Here is a 22181-nt window from a genome sequence, read left to right on the forward strand (position 1 = left end):
AAAAACGTTCGTATTTTTATAGATTTTCAAAAAGTCCTAAAACTAAATTGATAGAATTTTTAGAAAATTTTTGTTTTTCTCTTTACAGTTAAAAAAAATTCTGCTATAATGACACACATAATTAAATTAGAATTTAAGGAGAACGATATGACATCTGCTAAAGAATATATCCAAAGCGTGTTTGAAACTGTAAAAGCTCGTAACGGGCACGAGGCTGAATTCCTCCAAGCTGTTGAAGAATTTTTCAATACTTTGGAACCTGTATTTGAAAAACACCCTGAGTATATCGAAGAAAATATCTTGGCACGTATCACTGAGCCAGAACGCGTGATTTCTTTCCGTGTTCCTTGGGTTGACCGTGATGGAAACATTCAAGTAAACCGTGGTTACCGTGTTCAATTCAACTCAGCTGTTGGACCATACAAAGGCGGACTTCGTTTCCACCCAACTGTAAACCAAGGGATTTTGAAATTCCTCGGATTTGAACAAATCTTCAAAAACGTCTTGACTGGACTTCCAATCGGTGGAGGTAAAGGTGGATCAGACTTCGATCCTAAAGGTAAAACAGATGCTGAAGTGATGCGCTTCTGCCAAAGCTTCATGACTGAATTACAAAAACACATCGGACCATCACTTGACGTACCTGCTGGTGATATCGGTGTTGGTGGACGTGAAATTGGTTACCTTTATGGTCAATACAAACGCCTTAACCAATTTGATGCTGGTGTCTTGACTGGTAAACCTCTTGGATTTGGTGGTAGCTTGATTCGTCCAGAAGCAACTGGTTACGGTTTGGTTTACTACACTGAAGAAATGCTCAAAGCAAACGGTAACAGCTTTGCTGGTAAGAAAGTGGTTATTTCAGGTTCTGGTAACGTTGCTCAATATGCTCTTCAAAAAGCAACTGAACTTGGTGCAACGGTTATCTCTGTATCTGACTCAAATGGTTATGTCATCGATGAAAACGGAATCGACTTCGATCTTTTAGTAGATGTTAAAGAAAAACGTCGTGCTCGCTTGACTGAGTATGCTGCTGAAAAAGCAACTGCAAGCTACCACGAAGGTTCTGTATGGACTTACGCTGGTAACTATGATATCGCTCTTCCATGTGCTACTCAAAACGAAATCAACGGTGAAGCAGCTAAACGCTTGGTTGCTCAAGGAGTTATCTGTGTATCTGAAGGTGCTAACATGCCAAGCGACCTTGATGCCATCAAAGTTTACAAAGAAAATGGTATCTTCTACGGACCTGCAAAAGCTGCCAACGCTGGTGGTGTAGCCGTTTCAGCCCTTGAAATGAGCCAAAACAGTCTTCGCCTCTCATGGACTCGTGAAGAAGTTGATGGACGTCTCAAAGACATCATGACAAACATCTTCAACACAGCTAAGACAACTTCAGAAACATATGGTCTTGATAAAGACTACCTTGCAGGAGCTAATATTGCTGCCTTTGAAAATGTAGCAAACGCTATGATTGCACAAGGTATTGTTTAATTAGTCGATACATCCTATCGGAGAACAAATGATGAACTTACGGCCGATGGAAGTAAGAGACAATTTAGCTGTAGCGCAGCTCATTCGAGCTAGCCTAGAAGAATTCGGGCTTGACAAACCAGGAACTGTCTACTTTGATTCTCATCTAGATCATTTGGTCGACTATTATCAACAGCAAGAGAGAGCGGCTTACTTTGTTCTGGAAGATGAAGGTCTGCTGGTTGGCTGCGGTGGCTTTGCACCTGTGTCCGATAAGATTGCTGAATTACAAAAACTGTATGTCACTAAAAATAGCCGTGGCAAAGGTTATTCCAGCAGGTTGATAAAGCGGATATTCCGGGAAGCCCACTTAGCTGGTTATGAACAGCTTTATCTAGAGACCTCTACTGAACTGGCTACGGCTGTGGCCATCTATCAACACTATGGTTTTACAGCATTGCAACAACCACTTTCTAACGCCGCCGGCCACCCAGCTATGAATATCTGGATGATAAAATCCCCCTTATCAGATGAATAGATGGCAGTATACTAATGTAGCAAACGCTATGATTGCACAAGGTATTGTTTAAGAGTCATTTGCTTAATCCTCAATCACTATGATTGGGGGTTTTTATGTTGAATTCAAAAAACTCACCATTAACAGTGAGTTTTAACATCAGAATTTATTTTACTTTCATTAGGGCAGATGACAAACATTCAACAATCTCATCAACTGCTTCATCTATGTTTATAGTTCCTTCATCATTCAACATCATGGGAATAAGATAAGAAAAACTCAATGCTAAAATGTATCGAACAATTCTTTCATTTGACCAATTTAGAATAAGTCTTTTTTCTTTAAATTGATTTAAAACAGGGCTAATTGGTTCTATTATAGATTGAACAATAATACTTCCTAACTGGATAGAAAGATTTTTATCAATAAAAGAACGCCCCAAGAGAATTTTAACATGCATTTGATTCTCCTGAATAAAAAAGAGCCTATCTCGAACAATACTTTTTAAAAAGAAGGGAAAAGTTTCTTGATCTACTGTGAATTTTTTTTCTGAGAAATCCGCAATTACTTCTGGAATAACCTGTTCTAGAAAAGTAGATAAAATGGCTTCTAAGATACCTTCCTTTGTTTTAAAGTAACTAAAAACCGTTCCTTCTGACACTCCAGCGCGTTCGGCAATAAGGCTGGACGTTGTATTCTCAAATCCAATTTCTGAGAATAATTTTAAACTTGATAATAATACTCGACGTTGTTTTAAGCTCAAGTTGCTAGCTTCTAACGTCTGAGCATACTTTTGTTCTAAACTTTCCATCGCTAGCACCTCTCTTCTACTCTCTTACTTTTACGACTTTTTTGCCTCGACTGTGTCCCATTTTCAGACTACGATAGGCTTCTCTAACTGACTTTAGAGAAAAGTCATACACTTGATCAATTTTCAGCTGAACATTCCCTTCTGAGACCATTTCAGATAAAGTGCTAAAATCATCGTATGTAGAATGTCTCGGACCAGTAAACTGAGCACCTTTTATCATAACATAGGGTGAAGGTACTAATGTCCCAATAGCTGTTCCCTTCAAACCTAAACTAAAAGCCAATCCAACATAATCAGATCCATAACAATCCAAAAATTTTGTAATAGGCGTTGGACTAGCTGATAGAAGAGCCTTCTTGATGTTCTCTTCGTAACTTACTGGTATGGCACCTAAAGACTTCAGATACTCTGTATTTTTCTTACTTGCTATTCCGATCACTGTCGCACCCTTAGCAACTGCATACTGTACTGCAATACTTCCAATACCTCCTGCTGCAGCTGAAATAACAACAGTATCTCTTGAATTTAAACCGATTCTTCTAAAAGCCCCACCCACAGTTAGAGAAGCTACTCCCATAGTAGCTGCGTGAGTCATGTCGATCATCTCTGGTTTCAATACAATTTCTGATTCATTGACACAAATTTCTGTTGCTAAAGCTCCCCTCTTAGTTCCCAAACCAGGATCGCTAATCATTGTTCCAAACACCTTATCTCCTACTGAAAACCTAGTTACTTCATTTCCAACTTCTGTAATAACTCCAGAAAAATCTCTCCCCACACCTCTTGGAAATAAAGATGATTTAGATTCAAACCAACGACTTGGTTTCCTTAATTTCGTTATAAAAGATAGAAATCGAAGAGGTTTCGCTCCCTCAAAAGTTTTATAATCAATAGGATTTAAACCAACAGCATGAACTTCTACTCTCACCTGATTTACATCCAAGGCTGTAGAGTCGATCTTCAGCAAATCCAAGATCTCTTCGTTACCGAAACGACTGTACTCTATTGCTTCAACAACCATTTTCTTTACTCCTTAATTTCACAAAAATTGAGTAAACACTCATTTTTATAAATTATACTCTTAATTTGTAAAAAAATCAATATTATCGTTTGATAACGATTTATGACATGATATAAATATCCATCATTTGGGTTTACCAATATGATTCTTTCAATCTAACTCTCCTCACTTTTAAAGATTCCTTGCCCTTTTTTGCCCCTTCTCGAACAAAAAGAAAAACCGCTACTCCTAAGAATAGCGGTTTAATCATGTTTTTAAGCTACTAATGTAGTTGCCCTATTATTTAAGAGTAACTGAAGCTCCAGCTTCTTCCAATTTAGCTTTGATTTCTTCAGCTTCTGCAGTTGCAACGCCTTCTTTAACAAGTGCTGGTGCACCGTCAACAAGTTCTTTAGCTTCTTTAAGACCAAGACCAGTGATTTCACGTACAACTTTGATAACGCCAACTTTTTTGTCGCCTGCAGATGTCAATTCAACGTCGAATGAATCTTTAGCAGCACCAGCGTCAGCAGCACCAGCTGCAGCAACAGCTACAGGAGCAGCTGCAGTTACACCAAATTCTTCTTCGATAGCTTTTACAAGGTCGTTCAATTCAAGGATTGAAGCTTCTTTAATTTCAGCAATAATGTTTTCAATGTTCAATGCCATTGTTATTTCCTCCAAATATGTTTTTAAATTTATAATAGATTTTTCGTAGCTAGGCTACGCTGCGTAGCTTAAAATTAAGCTGCGTCTTCTTTGTTGTCTGCAACCGCTTTGACTGCAAGAGCAACGTTGCGCACTGGCGCTTGAAGTACAGAAAGGAGCATAGAAAGAAGTCCTTCGCGGTTTGGAAGAGTTGCAAGAGCAAGAATCTCTTCTTTAGATGCGACAGCGCCTTCGATTGCACCACCTTTGATTTCAAGTGCTTCAGCGTTTTTAGAAAAGTCGTTCAAGATTTTCGCTGGTGCGATAACATCTTCGTTAGAAAATGCTACTGCAGATGGTCCAACAAATACTGATGCAAGTTCTTCAAGACCAGCTTTTTCAGCTGCACGACGCAAGATTGAGTTTTTAATGACTTTATACTCAACTTCGTTTCCACGAAGCTCACGACGAAGAACTGTATCTTGCTCAACTGTTAAACCACGAGCGTCTACAACGACGATAGATGCAGCAACTTTCATTTTCTCAGCTACTACGTCAACTAGTTCCGCTTTTTTAGCAATAATTGCTTCACTCATTAGTGTGTTCACCTCCGTAATTATTTTGCTTGGGGAAATTTTTCCAAAAGAAAAACGCGCCCAAACCTAGACACGAAAGTACAATACGCTTCTTTTTACATGATACGTTTTGTCCTCGGTAGGATACTTATGAGTCGAGCTCCCCTACTGTCTTAGGCAGTTTTTTCAAACCGTATATAAGTATAGCATAGTCAAAAAAAGAATGCAAGATTTTTGCAAACTTTTTTTAAAATTTTTTCGTGATTTTTCTTTTAAAGTTCTACTGTCAGTACTTGACCTTGCTTAACAACTTGTTCTCCGGCAATATAGACATCATCAACATCACTGGCTTTGACTGCATAGACAAGGTGAGAAAGCATATTTTCCCGGGGTTGAAGATGGATTTTCCCTTGTGGTTGAATGACTAGGAAATCAGCCTGCTTGCCAACTTCTAGACTACCAATCTCTTCATCCATTCCCAACACCTTAGCTCCTTCGATTGTCAGAGCCTTGAGAACTGTTTCGATAGGAAATTGGCTGGCATCTCCACTTTTCATCTTCTGAAGAAGGGCTGCAGTCCTTCCTTCCTCAAACATATCTAGATTGTTATTGGAAGCAACCGAGTCTGTCGCAATTCCGACTGCTACTCCTGCTTTTTGCAGTTGAATGATAGGAGCGATTCCTGAGGCCAGTTTGAGGTTACTGATAGGATTATGGGCTATAGCAACTTGAGAAGTTGCTAAGCGTTCAATTTCTCGCTCGTTTAATTCGACCCCGTGAGCAAAGACAGACGGATGATCTAAGTAACCCAATTCTTCTAGAAAGGCGAGGGGGCGTTTGCCGTAGCGTTTCAGGATAATGCCAGATTCCTCCTTAGTCTCCGCAACATGAATATGGATAGGAATATTCAACTCTTTTGCCATATCTAAGCTTTCTTCCAGCAAGTCTCTACTACAACTGTAAGGAGAATGTGGGGCTACCATAACCTTGAAATTTGGATTTTCATATCCTATGATTGTCTCGATAATAGCTCGAGTTCTGGCTATGGTCTCATCAGTTGTCTCACCCTCGGAAGAAAAGAGGGTCGGTGAGAAATAACAACGCATCTTAGAATCTTTCACTGCCTGATAAATCTGCTCAATATCCACACCATTGGGATTATACATATCATTAAAGGTTGTTGTTCCTGACTGGAGCATCTCTGTTAGAGCTTCTTTGACCGCCTTGGTAGTCATGTCGGGAGTAAACTCAGCTTCTGCTGGCCATATATAGTCATTGAACCATTCATGGAGGTTGCTGTCATCTCGGATTCCTCGCAAACCTGTCATGGCAGAATGGGTGTGGCAATTGACCAAGCCAGGCATAATCCAGGCTCCCTGATAGTCTATAATCTGCTCAGCTTGCTCTAAAATCTCTGGCTTCTCTTGACCGACATAGACAATTTGAGAATCCTTAACTGCTAAGATTCCATCCAAATAAACACGGAAATCTTGGTCACAAGTCACGATATTTACATGCTGATAGACTTTCATTCTAGGCTCCTTTTCTATAAGACAATTTACAGTGAATAATTTTTCTAGCTATTGTAACAAAAAAGTCACCCGAAGGCAACTTTTTTCGTCCATAAAATTTCAAAAGAGAAAGGATTATTCAGAGCTAAAAGCTGCAGCTTGCTGCATTTGGTAATACTTGCCCTTCTTAGACATAAGGTCATGATGGTTCCCATACTCAACAATATCACCATCCACTAAGACTAGAATCATATCCGCATCCTGAATGGTTGACAAGCGATGGGCAATGATAAAGCTTGTACGCCCCTTCATGAGTTTAGCAAATGCATCCTGTACTAGCACTTCTGTCCGTGTATCGATGGAGGAAGTCGCCTCGTCTAAGATAAGAATCTTGGGAATAGCCAGAAAGACCCGGGCGATGGTTAAGAGCTGGGCCTGACCAACAGAGAGAGATTCTCCAGCATTTTCCAACTTGGTATCATAGCCTTGAGGTAACTGTTGGATGAAAAAGTCTACATTGGCTGCTTTGGCAGCAGCAATCACCTGCTCCCGACTGGCTTCAGGATTTCCAAAGGCAATATTATCATGAATAGTTCCTTGCTTGAGCCAGGTTTCTTGGAGCACCATGCCAAACTGCTGGCGTAAGGAGGCACGACGATAGTCATAAATGGATTTCCCATCCAGCAAGATATCTCCTGAGTTAATGGGATAAAAACGCATGAGGAGATTGATAAGGGTTGATTTGCCAGCACCTGTCGGACCAACGATAGCCACCTTGCTACCAGATGGAATATCAATAGATAAATCCTTAATCAAAATCTTTTCAGGATGGTAGCCAAAAGAAACCTGTTTAAAGGAAATAGCTCCCTTAACTTGGTCACTAGTCAACTCTTCCTTACCACTTTCAGCCACCTCAGGACTCTCTAAGACTCCATAAACACGTTCTGCACAAGCGAGAGCACTTTGCAACTCAGCTAGCACTGAAGAAATATCGTTAAAAGGCTTGGTGTACTGTTGAACATAGTTCAAAAAGGTCACTAAGCGCCCAATGGTCAAGGTGGACCCCATCATGATACGATAAGCTCCTACTCCAGCTAGAAGGGCATAAATGAGCGCATTGACAAAGCGAGTCGAAGGATTAACCGTTGAAGAATAAAAGATGGCCGACTGCGAATAGCCTGCGTAGTTGTCATTAGCCTCACGCAGCCTTTGGATAAATTCTGCCTGAGCATTAAAGGACTGGATAATGGTCTGCTGGCTCAACGATTCTTCAATCAACTGAGTCTGAATTCCCCTTGTCTCTGTTTGCTTTTGGAAGAGATGATAGGATCTCTTGGCAATAAAGCGTGAAATCACCATAGACAGTGGCGTCAACAGCAAGACCAAGAGGGTCATGAGGAGGTGAATTTGCAGCATGGCTAGAATACTAACCAAAATCATCAAGATGCCAATGAAAAATTGGTTAAAAATCATGGTCAAACCAGCTGCTAACTGTTCAATGTCCGTGGTTACACGACTAACCATCTCCCCACTGCCTTGTCGATCCACAAAGGCAATCGGTAACCGATGGAGCTTGTTGATTATCCTCTCTCGCAAGTCTCTGGTATAAGAGAAGATTAGGCGATTATAGAGGAGAGGATTGACCCACTGCACAAGGGTATTTCCTATGACCACCAAGATCATTTGGAGAAAAATCTGCCAAAAAACTGGTGAAGAACCAGCCACCATGACTTGGTCAACGACCTGACCAATCAGGATAGGTAGGTAAATTGATAAGCCAACTTGGGCAATAGTTCCTAGAAAGGCTAAGAAAAGGAGGAAGGGATGGCTTGCTAAATCTTTTGCCAAACGTTTGAGAGTCTGGTTTGCAGTTTGTCGTCTCATACTAGTCCTCCTTACCATGTTGGGATGCATTGATTTCGCGATAAACTTGACTAGATTTCATCAAGTCCTCGTGCTTGCCGATAGCTTGGAGCTCTCCTTTTTCTAAGAGGAGAATCTGGTCAGCCATCTGTAAAGTCGAGGTTCGTTGAGAAATCAAAATTAAACTCGTATTTGGCAGATCTTCTCGAATAGCTTTCAAGAGCTTGGACTCAGTGATAATGTCCAGTGCCGAGGTAGCATCATCTAAGATGAGAAACGGAGCCTGGCGCAAGACTGCTCGTGCGATAGACAGCCTTTGTTTTTGTCCAGCTGAAAAATTTCGTCCTCCTGCCTCAACTAGAGCATCCAAGAGTCCTTCCTTATCACTGACAAAATCCTTGGCTTGTGTAATTTCCAAGGCCTGCCAAAGCTCTTGGTCTCTTACTTCTTTATGTAAACCTAGAGTCAAGTTGGAACGAATGGTTCCTTTAAAGAGTTCGACTTTTTGGGGCACATAGGCAATCCAAGACCGCCACTGCTCCAAATTAAGAGGACCAGATCCATCTCGATAAAGGTCAATGCTCCCCTTGTCTACTGGATAAAGTCCAAGAATGAGTTGCACCAAACTTGATTTACCAGAACCTGTTCCCCCAATGATACCAAGGATTTGCCCTTGCTGCATATCAAAGGAAATGTCTCTCAGAGAAGGCTGGGCCGCATCAGGATAGGTAAAGGTCAGTTCTTGAACTTGTAAAACCTGATTGCTGGTAACTTGCTTTTTCTCTAATTCTAAATGAATATCTTCTGTAGCCTCAGCAAAAACTTCCTCGATTCGCTTGGCAGAGATATAGGATTGGTTTAGGGAGTTGATCAGCATGGCTAGCTTGACCAATTCCACCAAAATTTGCAAGAGATAATTAATAAGGGCAATGAGAGCACCTTGACTGAGTAAACCTCCTTGAATAGAAATATAACCCTGCCAGATAATGACTAGGAGAGTTCCATTTACAATCAGATAGGTCAGAGGGGTTAATAAACTAGACCAGAAACCTGTTTTTTCTTGCAATCTTGCATAAATTTGGTTAAGGGTTTGAAAAATTTGTAACTCTCGTTTTTCTTGTCCAAAAGCACGAATAACTCGCATCCCTTGCAATTGCTGGCGCGTTTCCTGAACCAGTTGGTCCGTTTTCTTTCTTAGACTGCTGTAGAGAGGATTGACCAGTCTAGAGAGCCCTACAATGACAATTGTCAAAATGACAACCATGACCAAGAACCAGAAAGTCAGCTCAGATGAGATTCGATAAGCCATAAAAATGGCTCCAAAAACGATAATAGGCGCTCGCAAAAAGAGACGCAGGAATTGATTGATCCCAGTCTGAATCTGATAGGTGTCCGAAGTCAAGCGAGTCACCAAGCTCGAAGTTGTCAGACGGTCTCTGCTGTCCTTAGGCAATGAAAGAATATGACTATAGAGATCATCTGTCAGTCCTTTGGCAAATCCAACCGCAGCCTTAGCTGAGTAGAACTGAGCTATTAAGGCCACTACAACACCAATTACTGCAAAGATAAGGAGCAGGCCAATCTGCATCCATAGATGACCTTGATTTCTTTGGGGCAAGGATTGGTCAACAATCCCAGCAATCACCATGGGAACCAAGAGCTCAAAAACAGCTTCTAACAACTTGAACAGGGGTGCTAAAATCGATTCCTTGATGTAGGGTTTAAAGTAAGATAATAGGTGTTTCATAAATCCCTTCTATTCGTTTTCTAGAAATGAAGAAAGTGGGAAGCACCCACCCTCTCTGTTTTATTTGTTTAAGTAAGGCAGTAGATAGCCATATCCTTCCTCTTCCATCTCATCCTTGGCCACAAAGCGCAAGGAAGCAGAATTGATACAGTAACGGAGGCCACCAAACTCACGCGGTCCATCTGTGAAAACATGCCCCAAGTGAGCATTACCTGACCGAGAACGAACTTCTATTCGCTCCATTCCATGGCTCAAATCCTTGTAGTAGTGAATCAATTCCTTGGAAATCGGACGGCTAAAACTTGGCCAACCACATCCTGAGGCAAACTTATCCTTGGCGAAAAAGAGTGGCTCACCCGTCGTGATGTCTACATAAATCCCTTCTTCAAAGGTTTGGTCATAGGCATTGGTAAATGGAGCCTCTGTAGCAGCTTCTTGGGTAACACGATAGGATTCTTCTGATAAGCTTTCCTTTAACACTTCTTGACTAGGCTTTTCATAGTTAGAGGCATCAATCAATGGTTTATCAGCATCGGTCACATCGATATGACAATAACCTGAAGGATTCTTCTTAAGATAGTCTTGGTGGTAATCTTCAGCCAGAATATAGTGGCGAAGTTTCTCCACTTCTACTGCAATCTTTCGACCAAGCATGCGTTCCTGCTCCCGCACCACTGTGTAGATAGCTGGCAAGTCTGCTTCATCCTGGTAATATATACCGGTCCGATACTGACGCCCACGGTCATTCCCTTGTTGATTGATGGATAATGGATCAATGACACGGAAATAATAAAGTAAAATCTCTCTAAGTGACACTGCATTCTCATCATAAATCACTTGAACCGTTTCTGCATGGTCTGTTTCCTTGAGCAGCTGGTAATTGGTCGTTTCGACTTTGCCATTAGCGTAGCCAACACTGGTTGCTAGCACTCCAGAAATGCGTGAAAAATATTCCTCTAGGCCCCAAAAACAACCACCTGCTAGATAAATTTCTGCCATCTTTATTTCTCCTTTATCAAGTTTTTAACTCGAATTCTTTTCAAAAAAAGGATAGGAAGCCCTCTGGTCGAGAGTTTCCCCATCCTATCTTCTATTCTTTATTTTGCTTCAACACGGACGCCTTGGGTATCAACTTTCAAATCATGAAGTTTTCCTTTGAAAGGTTGCTTTTCCAATTCTGCCTTAATCCTTGGCATCTTGCCATGAGAAGCCAAGATCATAACTGTCGGCCCAGCACCAGAGAGGTAGGTTGCATAGGCACCATTTTCTTTGGCTACTTGCTTAATCGTCGCAAATTCTCTCACCAAGTCCTGACGATAGCGTTCATGGAAGAGGTCTCCCTCGATTGCTTGACCAGCTGTCACCATATCTCCTGCCAACAAGGCAGCAACAGCTACATTGGCGATAGAACTGGCAGCAACAGCTTCCTTGTAAGACAATTTCTTAGGCAAGACACCACGGCTATCTCGAGTACGCAATTCATAGTTTGGAATGTAGGCTAGGAAATCACACTCTGGGAAGTCTGCCACGATAGCAGAGACTTGCCCTTCAATGGAACTTGCAATAACGAGATTACCATAAATGGCTGGAGCCACATTATCAGGGTGTCCTTCAATCTTAGTCGCTAACTGCAATTTTTCATGGTCTGACAAGTTGAGTTGGCCCAGTTGGTTGGCTAGTTCAATCCCAGCAACAATAACCGAGCTAGAAGAACCCAAACCACGCGCCAAGGGAACATCACTTGTCATTTTCAAACGTCTTGGTTGCAAATCTGGCACAATTTGCAAAGCAATTTTGAGCAAGAGATTGCGCTCGTCATGTGGAATCCATTTGCCAATCTGGTGTTCAATCAGCCACTCATCTCGTTCTTCGCAGACCTCAATTTGAAGATACTTGGTTACAGCTACACCGACCGAGTCAAAACCTGGCCCGATATTGGCACTGGTTGCAGGTACAATAATTTTCATCTTATTCTCCTAGCACTTTGAAGGTATTCAAGAGGTCGAATTCTGAAACCTTCTTCAATTCAGCTGAGACATTTTCAAGCTGGGCTTTATTGATCTTATGTGTAATGATCACAACACGCGCCTTGTCACCTTCTTTTCCGTCTTGGAGGATTTGCTTAAAGGAAATATCTTGGTCATTGAAGATTTCAGCCAATTTCAAGACCTGACCTTTTGAGTCTGGAGCCAAGATTGAGAAGTAGTAATTAGCTTTGACATCTTCTGGATTAGCCAAGACCAAGTCACGGCTATACTCGTTGAAGTCTTTACCAATTGTTCCATCATTCAAGCGACGAACAATACGGACAATATCCGCCACAACACTTGTTGCTGTTGGTTTTTGACCAGCACCTGGCCCATAGTACATAGACTCACCAATACCGATAGATTCTACAAAGACAGCGTTCATGACGCCATTCACACTGGCAAGTGGGTGCGCTTTAGGAAGGAAGGTTGGAGTCACTTCTGCAGCAATACCTGAAGGAGTTTCCTCAATAGAACCAACCAATTTCACTACATATCCAAGTTCTTGAGCTACAGCTACGTCTTCTGGTGTGATGTTGCGGATTCCCTTGTGAGCTACATCATCAAAGGCAACCTTCATTCCAAAGGCAAATTGGCTCAAAATGACCATCTTGTAGGCTGCATCGATCCCATCCACGTCATTTGTCGGGTCACTTTCTGCAAAACCTAGTCTTTGCGCTTCCGCAAGAGCATCATCGTAAGACCAGCCTTCTTCCACCATCTTGGTCATCATGAAGTTGGAAGTTCCGTTGACTACTCCAAGCACGCGCGTGATTTTATCAGAAGCCAAGGAATTTGCTAGAGTGCGAAGAATTGGAATACCACCAGCTACTGCTGCTTCGTAGTAAAGTGCTACATTGTTGGCTTTAGCAATTTCTAACAATTCTGCACCATGGACAGCCAAAAGGTCCTTGTTTGCAGTAACAACGTGTTTCCCAGCTTCCAAGGCACGAGTGATAAAGGTTTTAGCAGGTTCGATACGTCCCATCAATTCCACTACGATGGTAATGTCTTGGTCTGATAAAATGTCATCCACATTGGTTACAAAGTTAAAGTCATTCCCTGCTGCAAGCAAGCGATTCTTTTCATCTTCATCCTTGACCAATACCTTGGCAACTTCAATCTCTGAATGCGCTGATTGATTAATTTTTTCTCCATTTTCCTTTAGGAGGAAGGGCACACCACTTGCAACGGTACCAAATCCTAGTAAAGCAATTTTAACTGTCATGTTTGTCTCCTCGAAATTTTCTAATATAGCCATTATAACAGAATTTTGTGAAAATTCCTATTATAGTAAATCACTATTTCAGTCTAAAAAAGAAAAAAACGAATCAAACGATTCGCTCTTCCTAAAATCTAGAAATGATTATCCAATCTTTTGCAGATTGATTACTGCATCGTGATTCATCAAGACTTGACCATATTCCTGCAAGACTGAACGACTGATATCACTATCGTCTGCAAACTCGCGCATACGGGCCAAGAGCCAAGCTGGATATGGACTTGGATGATTTTCAATATCCACTAAAATGGTCAAATAATAGCGCTCGTTCATTTTGTAGAGTTCAGAAGTTTCCATCTCAAAAGTCACTGTCTTAGCAAAAGCCACCAAATCAGCTAACTTAGAAAAAGAAAGGATGTAGTAGATGTAAGGCTCTTTCTTGCTTTCAACTTCTTGTTCAGCCTGCTCTTGCTCTTCTTCCTTGGCTTCGACTTGCTCTAGAGATTGAATCGCTTCGATATCATCCTTAGTCTTTTCTGCAATTCTTTTTTCCAAGGTTTTGATAAATTCATCTGGCGACATTTGAGCCAATTCTTCCATATCTGGTAAATCCGATAAGTCTTCAAAATCTAGATTTTGGTCAATCTTTGATTTAGTTACAAAGACATCTACCTTATCAGGTTTTGGAGTCACACGGAAGCTCAACATTCCTGTATCCAAAAAGCTCTCAGGCATCTCTAACTCATCCAAGATAGCATAAAAGAATTCTTCCGTTTTTTCTTGAGGAACGAGAAAGTCAGCAATCTCCATGCCACGATCCATCAAATCCTCTAAAGACATCGTGATTTTCAAAGTTGTATCACTAATTTGTTTCATTTTCATTGCTAGTAACCTCATACTTTCAGTTCTATCTATTATACTAGATTTTTACGATTTTATCAAAAGAATGAAGCGAGAATGTGATATAATACTAGAGACCATTTTACAATACAAGAAAGAAAGTACAATGAAAAATATAAAAGTTAATGCACTGGCTAGCTTACTAGTCAATGTTCTCAATATCGTTTTTCCTCTGATAACCAATCCTTATCTGACACGGATTCTCAGCAAATCCAACTACGGTTATTTTAATACCGCCAATACCTGGGCTAGCTTTGTCATTCCACTAGCAGCCTTTGGAATCTATAACTACGGGATTCGAGCTATCAGTAAGGTTAAGGACGATAAAGATAAGATTAATTATGTCTTCTCCAAGTTATTCTATATATCTGTAATTACTTCTGTCCTTACAACAAGTATCTATTTTTTGTTTATTTACCTAGATAATAGTATTGAAAATTTGAAAGAACTCTACTACATACTTGGTGTCCAGGCTCTCTTCCAATTCCTTTATATCGAGTGGATGAACGAAGCTTATGAAAATTATGCATTTATCTTATACAAAACCTTGGTTATTCGTATTGCCATGTTGGTCGCTATCTTCACCTTTGTAAAAACTCCAAATGATATCGTACCTTATGCAATCATTATGAGTGCAACGACGATTCTCAACTATCTACTCAGCTTTCTCTGGATTAAGCGAGAAGTTTCCTTTGTTAAGATTGGTCTTGTCGAATTAGTCAAAGCATCTAAACCGCTCTTGACCATGTTGCTTCTAGCTAATGCCAATATGCTCTACACATTGCTTGATAGAATGTTTATCACCAAAGGGCCTGATGAAAACTATATTTCTTATTACACCATTGCTTCCAGCATCGTCATGTTGATTGCCAGTGTCCTGAGTGGAGCTATCAATGTCAGTATTCCACGTCTCGGCTACTATCTCGGTAAGAAAGACTACGAGTCCTATAAGAATCTTCTAAATCAAGGCGCTGCCCTCTTTTACTTCCTCATCATTCAAACCAGTATTGGGATTATGGTATTAGGGAACTACGCAACTGTCATCTACTCTTCTGAAAAATACCTTGAAGCTGGTATTGTGACTAGTGTCTTCGCTTTTCGGACTATCATTTGGGCCATTGAGTTAATCCTTGGTAAACAAATTATCTTCATCAACGACCACGAAAATCGTTTAACAGCCTTTTACTTTATTGGTGGCGGTGCCAATATCCTACTCAACAGTCTCTTGTATTTCAATAATATTTTTGCACCAGAGTATTACATTGCTACTACTATTATTGCAGAAACCGTAGTTGTTCTACTAGAAATTTACTTTATCAAGAAACATCATCTACTTGACTTAAAAGAAATCTTTACTACTTTAACACGCTATACTATTGTATCGCTCGGATTCATTCCCATCTATTTCACATTTAAATTCCTTTTCCAAATCAACTCTTATACAGTCAACCTCAATATAATCCTCATGGTTCTCTCGACTATTGCAACTTGTGGAATCTACTATCTCTTGATACTTTTTATCACAAAAGATAAAACATTCCACTATGCACTCAATCTTGTACTTACTAATATAAAAATGTCTCTATAATATTCGTAGTGGGTAAATCCCCTATGGATCTTATGGAGCCTATTTTGTTGTAGAAAAAAAGTCCCATATGACCTATAATGAAAAGCGACAAAACAACTCATTAGAAAGATTCATATGGAACAATTACATTTTATCATAAAATTACTAGACATTAAAGACCCAAATATCCAAATTATAGATATCATCAATAGGGATAACCACAAAGAAATTATCGCTAAACTGGACTACGACGCCCCATCTCGCCCTAATTGCAGAAGTCAAATGAAGAAATATGACTTTCAAAAACCGTCTAAAATTCCTTACCTTGAAACAACTGGTATGGCTACTAGAATTCTCCTTAGAAAGCGTCGTTTTAAGTGCTATCAGTGCTTAAAAATGGCGGTCGCTGAGACTCCTCTAGTAAAGAAAAATCATCAAATTCCTCGTATCATCAACCAAAAGATTGCCCAGAAGCTAATTGAAAAGACTTCTATGACCGATATTGCCCATCAGCTTTCCATCTCAACTTCAACTGTCATCCGCAAGCTCAATGACTTCCGTTTTAAGTCTGATTTTTCTTACCTCCCTGAGATTATGTCCTGGGACGAGTACGCCTTTACAAAGGGAAAGATGAGTTTCATTGCGCAAGATTTTGACAATCTCAATATCATCATTGTTCTTGAGGGAAGAACACAAGCTATTATTCGAAATCACTTTCTTCGTTACGATAGAGTCGTCCGATGTCGAGTGAAAATCATTACTATGGATATGTTTAGCCCTTACTATACCTTGGCTAAACAGCTTTTTCCAAACGCTAAAATCGTGTTGGATCGTTTCCATATTGTCCAACATATGAGCCGTGCTATGAGTCGTGTGCGTGTCCAAATCATGAATCAGTTTCATCGAAAATCCCATGAATACAAGGCTATCAAGCGTTACTGGAAGCTCATTCAACAGGATAGTCGTAAACTCAGCGATAAACGTTTTTAGCGCCCTACTTTTCGCATGCACTTGACGAATAAAGAGATTTTAGACAAGCTTTTGAGCTATTCAGAGGACTTGAAACACCACTACCATCTCTATCAACTCTTGCTTTTTCACTTTTAGAACAAGGAGGCAGACAAATTTTTCGGACTTATTGAGGACAATCTTAAGCTGGTTCATCCTCTTTTTCAGACTGTCTTTAAAACCTTCCTCAAGGATAAAGAGAAGATTGCCAACGCCCTTCAACTACTCTATTCCAACGCCAAACTGGAAGCCACCAATAATCTCATCAAACTTATCAAGCGCAATGCCTTTGGATTTCGGAATTTTGAAAACTTCAAAAAACGGATTTTTATCGCCCTAAATATCAAAAAAGAAAGGACGAAATTTGTCCTTTCTAGATATTAGCTTTTCTTCAACCCACTACAGTTGACAAAGAGCCAAACTAAAAGGACTTAGTCCTGTGCAATATAGAACTAAATCCTTTCAATAATTATTTTTCCAACTTTTTGGGGTAGTACACAACGTTCTCTCTTAAACTTAAATCGTAACAGAATCTTTATCCTTGAGCATATAGCGTTTTAAACGAGTTAAGCTAGCTAACCAGTACAATAGACCTCCAAAAATTGCAGTGAAGCCACTACCAGTTGTGAGCAGGAACATAGGACTCTGGATGTGCTTTGTTACAGGGTTATAAACAAATAGTACCGCAACTAACAAGGAAATGATTACACAAGATAATCCTACCAGATTAAAGCCATTTGTAAACTCATAAGCTTTATGTCCCTCAAGGAAATAGGCTGAACGCAAATCGACTTTTCGTTTTCTCAAGATAAAGTAGTCGACAACGATCATTCCGATAATGGGTCCTTGAATATAAGCGGCTAGTGAGATGAAGGAACCGAAGTACTCTTCCACTCCTCCCCAAATTGTAAGTAGGCTCACGTATACCATGGCAATCCAAACCATTAGTTTATAGCTTACTTTGGGCATCCCGCTTTTTACAATCATACAGTTCACGTATGATCCTGTCCCTTGGGTTCCAATATTGGCAAAGGCTACTAGTAGTAAACTTAAAAGGGCAAAGGCAGGTGTGCTTAGAGTTGATAGCATGGTTGTTGGATCACTTTCATAAACACCTGTTTTGACAAACATGGCTAGAGCCATAACTCCACCTGTCGCAGCAAAGAATGGAGCAACAACCCCATATGACAAGGCTGTAGCCCAATAGCCACTGCGTTCTGATTTTGCCAAACGTGGTAAGACAAAGGCTTGTGTAGACCAAGAAAAGGCTACGGCCACATTTCCTTCCCCTGACATCATAAAACGTTCAATCGGTGTCAAATTTTCTTGGATGGCAGGTTGGACATTCATAATATCCCTAATCGGAACCGCAACAAAACAGATTCCAACGATGATTAGCCCAACAAATAACAAGGCAACCACCAGAAAGCGATTAGTACCTTTAATCACATCTGGGCCCCCAAGAGCAATCAGCGTTCCAAGGAGAACACAGAGGGTGCCTAGAATCGGTGCCCATACTCCCTTGTCTAAACCAAGCCCAAAATTATTTGCCAAATGAATCATGGAGCTGGCAAAAAGATTAGCGGTAACGGCGTACCAACCAAAATTCGCCAGACTAATCACGGTTGATAGAATGGCCACCCCTTTTTTACCTAGAACGGCTCTCAACCAAATCCATAAATCAATTCCATATTTAACTGCAAACAAGATTGGGAGACATTCAATAAAGACCCAGATAATGTTAAAACTAAAAATATTAATCAACATTTGATTAAAGGTCAAATATTGAGCCACATAGGCTCCTTGGGTATAACACCAGGTTGCGATGGCAAAACCACTTGTCGATAGGAAGAGATCCCAGAAAGAATACTGACGATCCTTGTTGGTCATGGGAACGATTCCCGTTATGGTCTCCTGTTGAATGAAGTCATTCATCTTGGACATTTTATTGAATACCTCCTGTCATGGCTAGGATAATCAGAATAAGGTTAATTAGAACTAAGACGATGACTATAGTAAAATCACTTTTTAGAAATGGCTGGGCAAACACATAGTTTGGTGATTCCATTTCTTCTAGCCTTCTTTTCGTTTCATTTGCTATTAATTCTTCAATTTCTGATGTCGGTTTCATCTTAATTATCCTCTAAGTATAAATCTAATGCAAGTTTTCCATACTGCTTGGTATAACGATACCAGATATAAAGAAATTCACCTACTGGTTTTCCAACGCTTTCTTGGAACAGGGCCCACAAGAACCAATAATATGAAGTCACTGATACATAGGCAAAATAGTGACGTTTGGTTTTCTTGTCTGGAACTTCTTGTAGATAGATTTCAAGTACCTTTTCAGCTTCTTCCACTGTATAATTTGAACATCCAATAAAGGTCCCTAAATCTCCCGCTGGATCTCCCATACCAGAATATTCCCAATCAATCAAGCTCATTTCGCCATCTTCATTCAACAAGAAATTTGGGCTATAAGAATCTCCATGGCAGAGAACCTTTTTCGCTTGATCTTCTTGTAAAAGCTTCTCGAGAACTGAGACATTCTTATCCAACTCTTCAAGCCCATCAAATTCAAAACGATTGCTGGCTTTTAATTTTTGTCTAAAATCATCAATTCCCTCAAATTGATCAAAAGAATGATCCGTTTTTTCTCCAGATTGGTGCAAGCGTCTCAAGAGCTCCATTGCTTTTGCTACATCATCCCAATTATCATAATCTAGTTGCTTGGCGTTAGGAATAAATTCTGAAATTTTCCAGCCCTCATCCTTGTTCATAGCAACAAAAGTACGGTCAATCTTCAATTTTGTAGCAATTTCCATGGAAGCTGCCTCGCTAGCACGATCGATATAATTCTCCGTTCCTCTACCTGGATGACGGTAAACATATTTCTTTCCTAGACAGTCAAATGAAAACGAAGTGTTGGTTAAACCGTCTTTTAGGGGTTTAATATTGACAATATCTGAAGCTATACATCCTAATGTCTTACAGATGTTATCAATGATTTCCGAATTAGTATTCACCAAATAGTGTTCATCAAACTGACGCAACTCATCTAGTGAATCAAACTCCTTAACAATGTCTGCTGAATAATGCCGAGCTTCCAAAGGAAGTTCTTTGACGTGACGACTATAATAATCTTCCCAGAGCTGTTCGCGATACGGCTCATGTTTAAATTCAGTTTCCAAAATATCTACGAATTTTTCACTAAATGCACGATCAAAATAAACGTGCCCCACCATAGCCCAAGTATTCGTCCCACCGATTTGAATATCGATAATCGTGTGATTGGAATCTTCCTTAGAGCAGTATTCGTCTGTGTCCCCTTCTGCAAATATAGTCGAATAATAACCTCTGTAAATGTATCGTTCAAACGGATTTTCTACAAAATAATTATCCGAAGAGCAGATATAAGTGTTGGAAAGTTGATCTCTGACTAGCATGAGAGAAGAACAGTTATTGTATTTGTAGTAATCATTATTCACAACGATTTTAACGCCAAACTTTTCTTCCAGATAGAACATTTTTTCTTGTAGATAACCTACAATAACGGTTATATCTTCTATTCCTGCTTCTTGCAGTTGTCTGATTTGCCTCTCTATCAAGCGTTCCCCCTTGACTTGAAGCAATCCTTTGGGAATTTCATAAGACAAAGGAGCAAAACGACTACTCATTCCAGCAGCCATTATAATAGCATTTTCTACTCGATAGGGTTCTAAAACGTTCTTGCCTAGTTCATTTAAGTGATGTTCCTCATCAATCCACTTCTCTTCTTTAAGTTTTCCAACCAATGCATTGACTGTTCCTAAAGATAAATCTAGCTGTTCAGCCAATTGTCTCTGCGTAAAGTTTTCGTCTTTGTGAATCAACAAAAAACGTAAAAGTTTAAATTGTTTTTCTGATAGCATATCCTTAACCTCTTTCGTTCAATATTTCTATCCATTCGATTATACAATGAACATTTGTTTTTGTCAAGTTAGATTCTATATTAAGAAAATAGGGAACTATAATATTTGCAGTGGGTAAATTCCCTATAGATATTATGAAGCCTATTTGTTGTAGAAAAAGTTCCGTAATATCTAGAATGAAAAATGACCAAACCATCATTAGAAAGAATCGTATGGAACAATTAAATTAACAGGGATACCCACAAGGAAATCATCGCTAAACTGGATAATGATGCTCTATCTCGTCCTAATTGCGCTAGCCAAATTAAGAAATATGAGTTTCAAAAATTGTCTAAAATTCCTTACCTTGAAACAATTGGTATCCCCAATAGAACCCCTTCTTAGAAAAGCTGTTTCAAGTGCTATCATTGCTCGAAAATGACCCTCTCCAAAACTTCTCTCATCAATAAAAATTGAGCAAAAGTTGATTGAAAAGACTTCTATGACTGATATTGCACATCAGCTGTCCATTTCAACTTCAACTGTCATTCGAAAACTCAATGACTTTCACTTTAATCATGATTTTTCTCGTCTTCCTGAGATTATGTCTTGGGACGAGTATGCCTTCACTAAGGGAAATATGAGTTTCATTGCGTAAGGTTTTGACAATCTCAATATCATCACTGTTCTTGAAAGTGGAACACAAGCTATCATAAGTAATCATTTTCTGCGCTACGATAGAGCCGTTTGTTGTCAGGTGAAAATCATTACTATGGATATGTTTAGTCCTTACTATGACTTGGCTAAACTGCTTTTTTCCATGTACTAAAATCGTTCTAGATCGTTTTCATATTGTACAACATCTCAGCCGTGCTATGAGTCGTGTCCGTGTGCAAATCATGAACCAATTCGAGCGAAAATCCCATAAATACAAAGCTATCAAACGTTACTGTAAGCTTATACAACAGGATAGTCGTAAACTGAGCGATAAGCGATTTTATCGCCCTACTTTTCGTATGCATCTAACCAACAAAGAGATTCTAGATAAGCTTTTGAGCTATTCAGAAGACTTGAGACACCACTACAATGTCTATCAGCTCTTGCTTTTTCACTTTCAGAATAAGAAGCCAGACAAATTTTTCGGACTTATCGAGGACAATCTAAAGAAAGTTCATCCTCTTTGTCAAACTGTCTTTAAAATCTTTCTAAAGAACAAAGAGAAAATCGTCAATGCCCTTCAATTACCCTATTCCAACGCCAAATTAGAAGCGACCAATAATCTCATCAAGCTTATCAAACGAAATGCATTTGGATTTCGGAACTTTGAAAACTTCAAAAAACGGATTTTTATCGCTCTCAACAATCGAGTAGGAGATAATCTCTAGCTCCTCTCACACCACCGTACGTGCCGTTCGGCATACG

17 protein-coding genes, 2 pseudogenes and 1 other annotated feature are annotated in these 22181 nt (G+C 39.8%); of the genes and pseudogenes, 5 read left to right on the forward strand and 14 right to left on the reverse strand.

What is annotated here, in order from left to right; all coding sequences use genetic code 11:
- The first annotated feature begins 147 nt into the window (after positions 1 to 147).
- On the forward strand, positions 148 to 1494 hold the full coding sequence (gdhA, locus tag K4Z77_RS02325; RefSeq protein ID WP_061088174.1) for an NADP-specific glutamate dehydrogenase: 1347 nt from the start codon (positions 148 to 150) through the stop codon (positions 1492 to 1494).
- Between the two features lie 31 nt (positions 1495 to 1525).
- Complete coding sequence (locus tag K4Z77_RS02330) at positions 1526 to 2011, forward strand: GNAT family N-acetyltransferase (RefSeq protein WP_061088175.1); 486 nt, start codon at positions 1526 to 1528, stop codon at positions 2009 to 2011.
- Between the two features lie 145 nt (positions 2012 to 2156).
- Here K4Z77_RS02330 and K4Z77_RS02335 read toward each other — a convergent pair whose 3' ends face one another.
- The 11 genes from K4Z77_RS02335 to mecA all read right to left on the reverse strand — a co-directional run bounded on the left by K4Z77_RS02335 (position 2157) and on the right by mecA (position 14276).
- Positions 2157 to 2801: a TetR/AcrR family transcriptional regulator gene (locus K4Z77_RS02335; protein ID WP_061088176.1), complete on the reverse strand. Its 645-nt coding sequence runs from the start codon at positions 2799 to 2801 to the stop codon at positions 2157 to 2159.
- Between the two features lie 16 nt (positions 2802 to 2817).
- The gene (locus K4Z77_RS02340) at positions 2818 to 3822 is read right to left on the reverse strand and encodes an alcohol dehydrogenase catalytic domain-containing protein (protein WP_153225949.1); all 1005 of its coding nucleotides are present in this window, start codon (positions 3820 to 3822) and stop codon (positions 2818 to 2820) included.
- 279 nt (positions 3823 to 4101) lie between these two features.
- A complete protein-coding gene (gene rplL / locus K4Z77_RS02345; protein ID WP_001196965.1) occupies positions 4102 to 4470 on the reverse strand; it encodes a 50S ribosomal protein L7/L12 in 369 nt (122 codons plus the stop codon).
- Positions 4471 to 4544: 74 nt separating this feature from the next.
- Positions 4545 to 5045 carry a 50S ribosomal protein L10 gene (gene rplJ / locus K4Z77_RS02350; protein WP_084929809.1) on the reverse strand — a complete coding sequence of 167 codons (501 nt, stop codon included), beginning with the start codon at positions 5043 to 5045 and terminating at the stop codon, positions 4545 to 4547.
- Positions 5046 to 5084: 39 nt separating this feature from the next.
- Positions 5085 to 5220: a sequence feature (ribosomal protein L10 leader region), on the reverse strand.
- A 76-nt stretch (positions 5221 to 5296) separates the two neighbouring features.
- A complete protein-coding gene (locus tag K4Z77_RS02355) occupies positions 5297 to 6556 on the reverse strand; it encodes a TRZ/ATZ family protein (protein ID WP_224218308.1) in 1260 nt (419 codons plus the stop codon).
- 114 nt (positions 6557 to 6670) lie between these two features.
- Positions 6671 to 8419, reverse strand: a complete 1749-nt coding sequence (locus tag K4Z77_RS02360) for an ABC transporter ATP-binding protein (protein WP_224218309.1) — start codon at positions 8417 to 8419, stop codon at positions 6671 to 6673.
- A 1-nt stretch (position 8420) separates the two neighbouring features.
- The gene (locus tag K4Z77_RS02365) at positions 8421 to 10145 is read right to left on the reverse strand and encodes an ABC transporter ATP-binding protein (RefSeq protein WP_224218310.1); all 1725 of its coding nucleotides are present in this window, start codon (positions 10143 to 10145) and stop codon (positions 8421 to 8423) included.
- 60 nt (positions 10146 to 10205) lie between these two features.
- On the reverse strand, positions 10206 to 11144 hold the full coding sequence (gene msrB / locus K4Z77_RS02370) for a peptide-methionine (R)-S-oxide reductase MsrB (RefSeq protein ID WP_224218311.1): 939 nt from the start codon (positions 11142 to 11144) through the stop codon (positions 10206 to 10208).
- Positions 11145 to 11242: 98 nt separating this feature from the next.
- Positions 11243 to 12112 carry a homoserine kinase gene (gene thrB, locus K4Z77_RS02375; RefSeq protein WP_224218312.1) on the reverse strand — a complete coding sequence of 290 codons (870 nt, stop codon included), beginning with the start codon at positions 12110 to 12112 and terminating at the stop codon, positions 11243 to 11245.
- 1 nt (position 12113) lies between these two features.
- On the reverse strand, positions 12114 to 13400 hold the full coding sequence (locus tag K4Z77_RS02380; RefSeq protein ID WP_224218313.1) for a homoserine dehydrogenase: 1287 nt from the start codon (positions 13398 to 13400) through the stop codon (positions 12114 to 12116).
- Positions 13401 to 13538: 138 nt separating this feature from the next.
- Entirely contained in the window at positions 13539 to 14276 is a 738-nt protein-coding gene (mecA, locus tag K4Z77_RS02385; RefSeq protein WP_224218314.1) for an adaptor protein MecA, read from the reverse strand.
- Positions 14277 to 14400: 124 nt separating this feature from the next.
- Here mecA and K4Z77_RS02390 point away from each other — a divergent pair, with 124 nt between their 5' ends.
- Both K4Z77_RS02390 and K4Z77_RS02395 read left to right on the forward strand, forming a co-directional pair.
- Positions 14401 to 15882 carry an oligosaccharide flippase family protein gene (locus K4Z77_RS02390; RefSeq protein ID WP_224218315.1) on the forward strand — a complete coding sequence of 494 codons (1482 nt, stop codon included), beginning with the start codon at positions 14401 to 14403 and terminating at the stop codon, positions 15880 to 15882.
- A 114-nt stretch (positions 15883 to 15996) separates the two neighbouring features.
- Positions 15997 to 17253: pseudogene (locus K4Z77_RS02395) on the forward strand (ISL3 family transposase).
- Between the two features lie 132 nt (positions 17254 to 17385).
- On the opposite strand, the gene K4Z77_RS02400 reads toward K4Z77_RS02395, so the two are convergent.
- From K4Z77_RS02400 to K4Z77_RS02410, 3 genes are read right to left on the reverse strand one after another with little or no spacing between them, the layout of a single operon-like run.
- Entirely contained in the window at positions 17386 to 18813 is a 1428-nt protein-coding gene (locus K4Z77_RS02400) for a cytosine permease (protein WP_224218316.1), read from the reverse strand.
- 1 nt (position 18814) lies between these two features.
- A complete protein-coding gene (locus K4Z77_RS02405; RefSeq protein WP_060805305.1) occupies positions 18815 to 19000 on the reverse strand; it encodes a hypothetical protein in 186 nt (61 codons plus the stop codon).
- A gap of 1 nt (position 19001) precedes the next feature.
- A complete protein-coding gene (locus tag K4Z77_RS02410) occupies positions 19002 to 20780 on the reverse strand; it encodes a phosphotransferase (RefSeq protein WP_224218317.1) in 1779 nt (592 codons plus the stop codon).
- 225 nt (positions 20781 to 21005) lie between these two features.
- On the opposite strand from K4Z77_RS02410, the pseudogene K4Z77_RS02415 reads away from it, so the two are divergent.
- A pseudogene (locus K4Z77_RS02415) lies at positions 21006 to 22144 on the forward strand (ISL3 family transposase); the annotation flags it as partial.
- Positions 22145 to 22181: the final 37 nt, after the last annotated feature.

Origin of the sequence: Streptococcus mitis subsp. hohhotensis (assembly GCF_020089495.2) — a bacterium.
In the GTDB taxonomy this organism is placed as follows: domain Bacteria; phylum Bacillota; class Bacilli; order Lactobacillales; family Streptococcaceae; genus Streptococcus; species Streptococcus hohhotensis.

Bases quoted from the DNA above. Each gene is read 5' to 3' on its own strand.
- mecA (WP_224218314.1), bottom strand. From the start codon at position 14,276: ATGAAAATGAAACAAATTAGTGATACAACTTTGAAAATCACGATGTCT.
- K4Z77_RS02410 (WP_224218317.1), bottom strand. From the start codon at position 20,780: ATGCTATCAGAAAAACAATTTAAACTTTTACGTTTTTTGTTGATTCAC.
- gdhA (WP_061088174.1), top strand. From the start codon at position 148: ATGACATCTGCTAAAGAATATATCCAAAGCGTGTTTGAAACTGTAAAA.
- K4Z77_RS02340 (WP_153225949.1), bottom strand. From the start codon at position 3,822: ATGGTTGTTGAAGCAATAGAGTACAGTCGTTTCGGTAACGAAGAGATC.
- K4Z77_RS02405 (WP_060805305.1), bottom strand. From the start codon at position 19,000: ATGAAACCGACATCAGAAATTGAAGAATTAATAGCAAATGAAACGAAA.
- K4Z77_RS02380 (WP_224218313.1), bottom strand. From the start codon at position 13,400: ATGACAGTTAAAATTGCTTTACTAGGATTTGGTACCGTTGCAAGTGGT.
- K4Z77_RS02330 (WP_061088175.1), top strand. From the start codon at position 1,526: ATGAACTTACGGCCGATGGAAGTAAGAGACAATTTAGCTGTAGCGCAG.
- rplL (WP_001196965.1), bottom strand. From the start codon at position 4,470: ATGGCATTGAACATTGAAAACATTATTGCTGAAATTAAAGAAGCTTCA.
- K4Z77_RS02400 (WP_224218316.1), bottom strand. From the start codon at position 18,813: ATGTCCAAGATGAATGACTTCATTCAACAGGAGACCATAACGGGAATC.
- thrB (WP_224218312.1), bottom strand. From the start codon at position 12,112: ATGAAAATTATTGTACCTGCAACCAGTGCCAATATCGGGCCAGGTTTT.
- msrB (WP_224218311.1), bottom strand. From the start codon at position 11,144: ATGGCAGAAATTTATCTAGCAGGTGGTTGTTTTTGGGGCCTAGAGGAA.
- rplJ (WP_084929809.1), bottom strand. From the start codon at position 5,045: ATGAGTGAAGCAATTATTGCTAAAAAAGCGGAACTAGTTGACGTAGTA.
- K4Z77_RS02355 (WP_224218308.1), bottom strand. From the start codon at position 6,556: ATGAAAGTCTATCAGCATGTAAATATCGTGACTTGTGACCAAGATTTC.
- K4Z77_RS02335 (WP_061088176.1), bottom strand. From the start codon at position 2,801: ATGGAAAGTTTAGAACAAAAGTATGCTCAGACGTTAGAAGCTAGCAAC.
- K4Z77_RS02360 (WP_224218309.1), bottom strand. From the start codon at position 8,419: ATGAGACGACAAACTGCAAACCAGACTCTCAAACGTTTGGCAAAAGAT.
- K4Z77_RS02390 (WP_224218315.1), top strand. From the start codon at position 14,401: ATGAAAAATATAAAAGTTAATGCACTGGCTAGCTTACTAGTCAATGTT.
- K4Z77_RS02365 (WP_224218310.1), bottom strand. From the start codon at position 10,145: ATGAAACACCTATTATCTTACTTTAAACCCTACATCAAGGAATCGATT.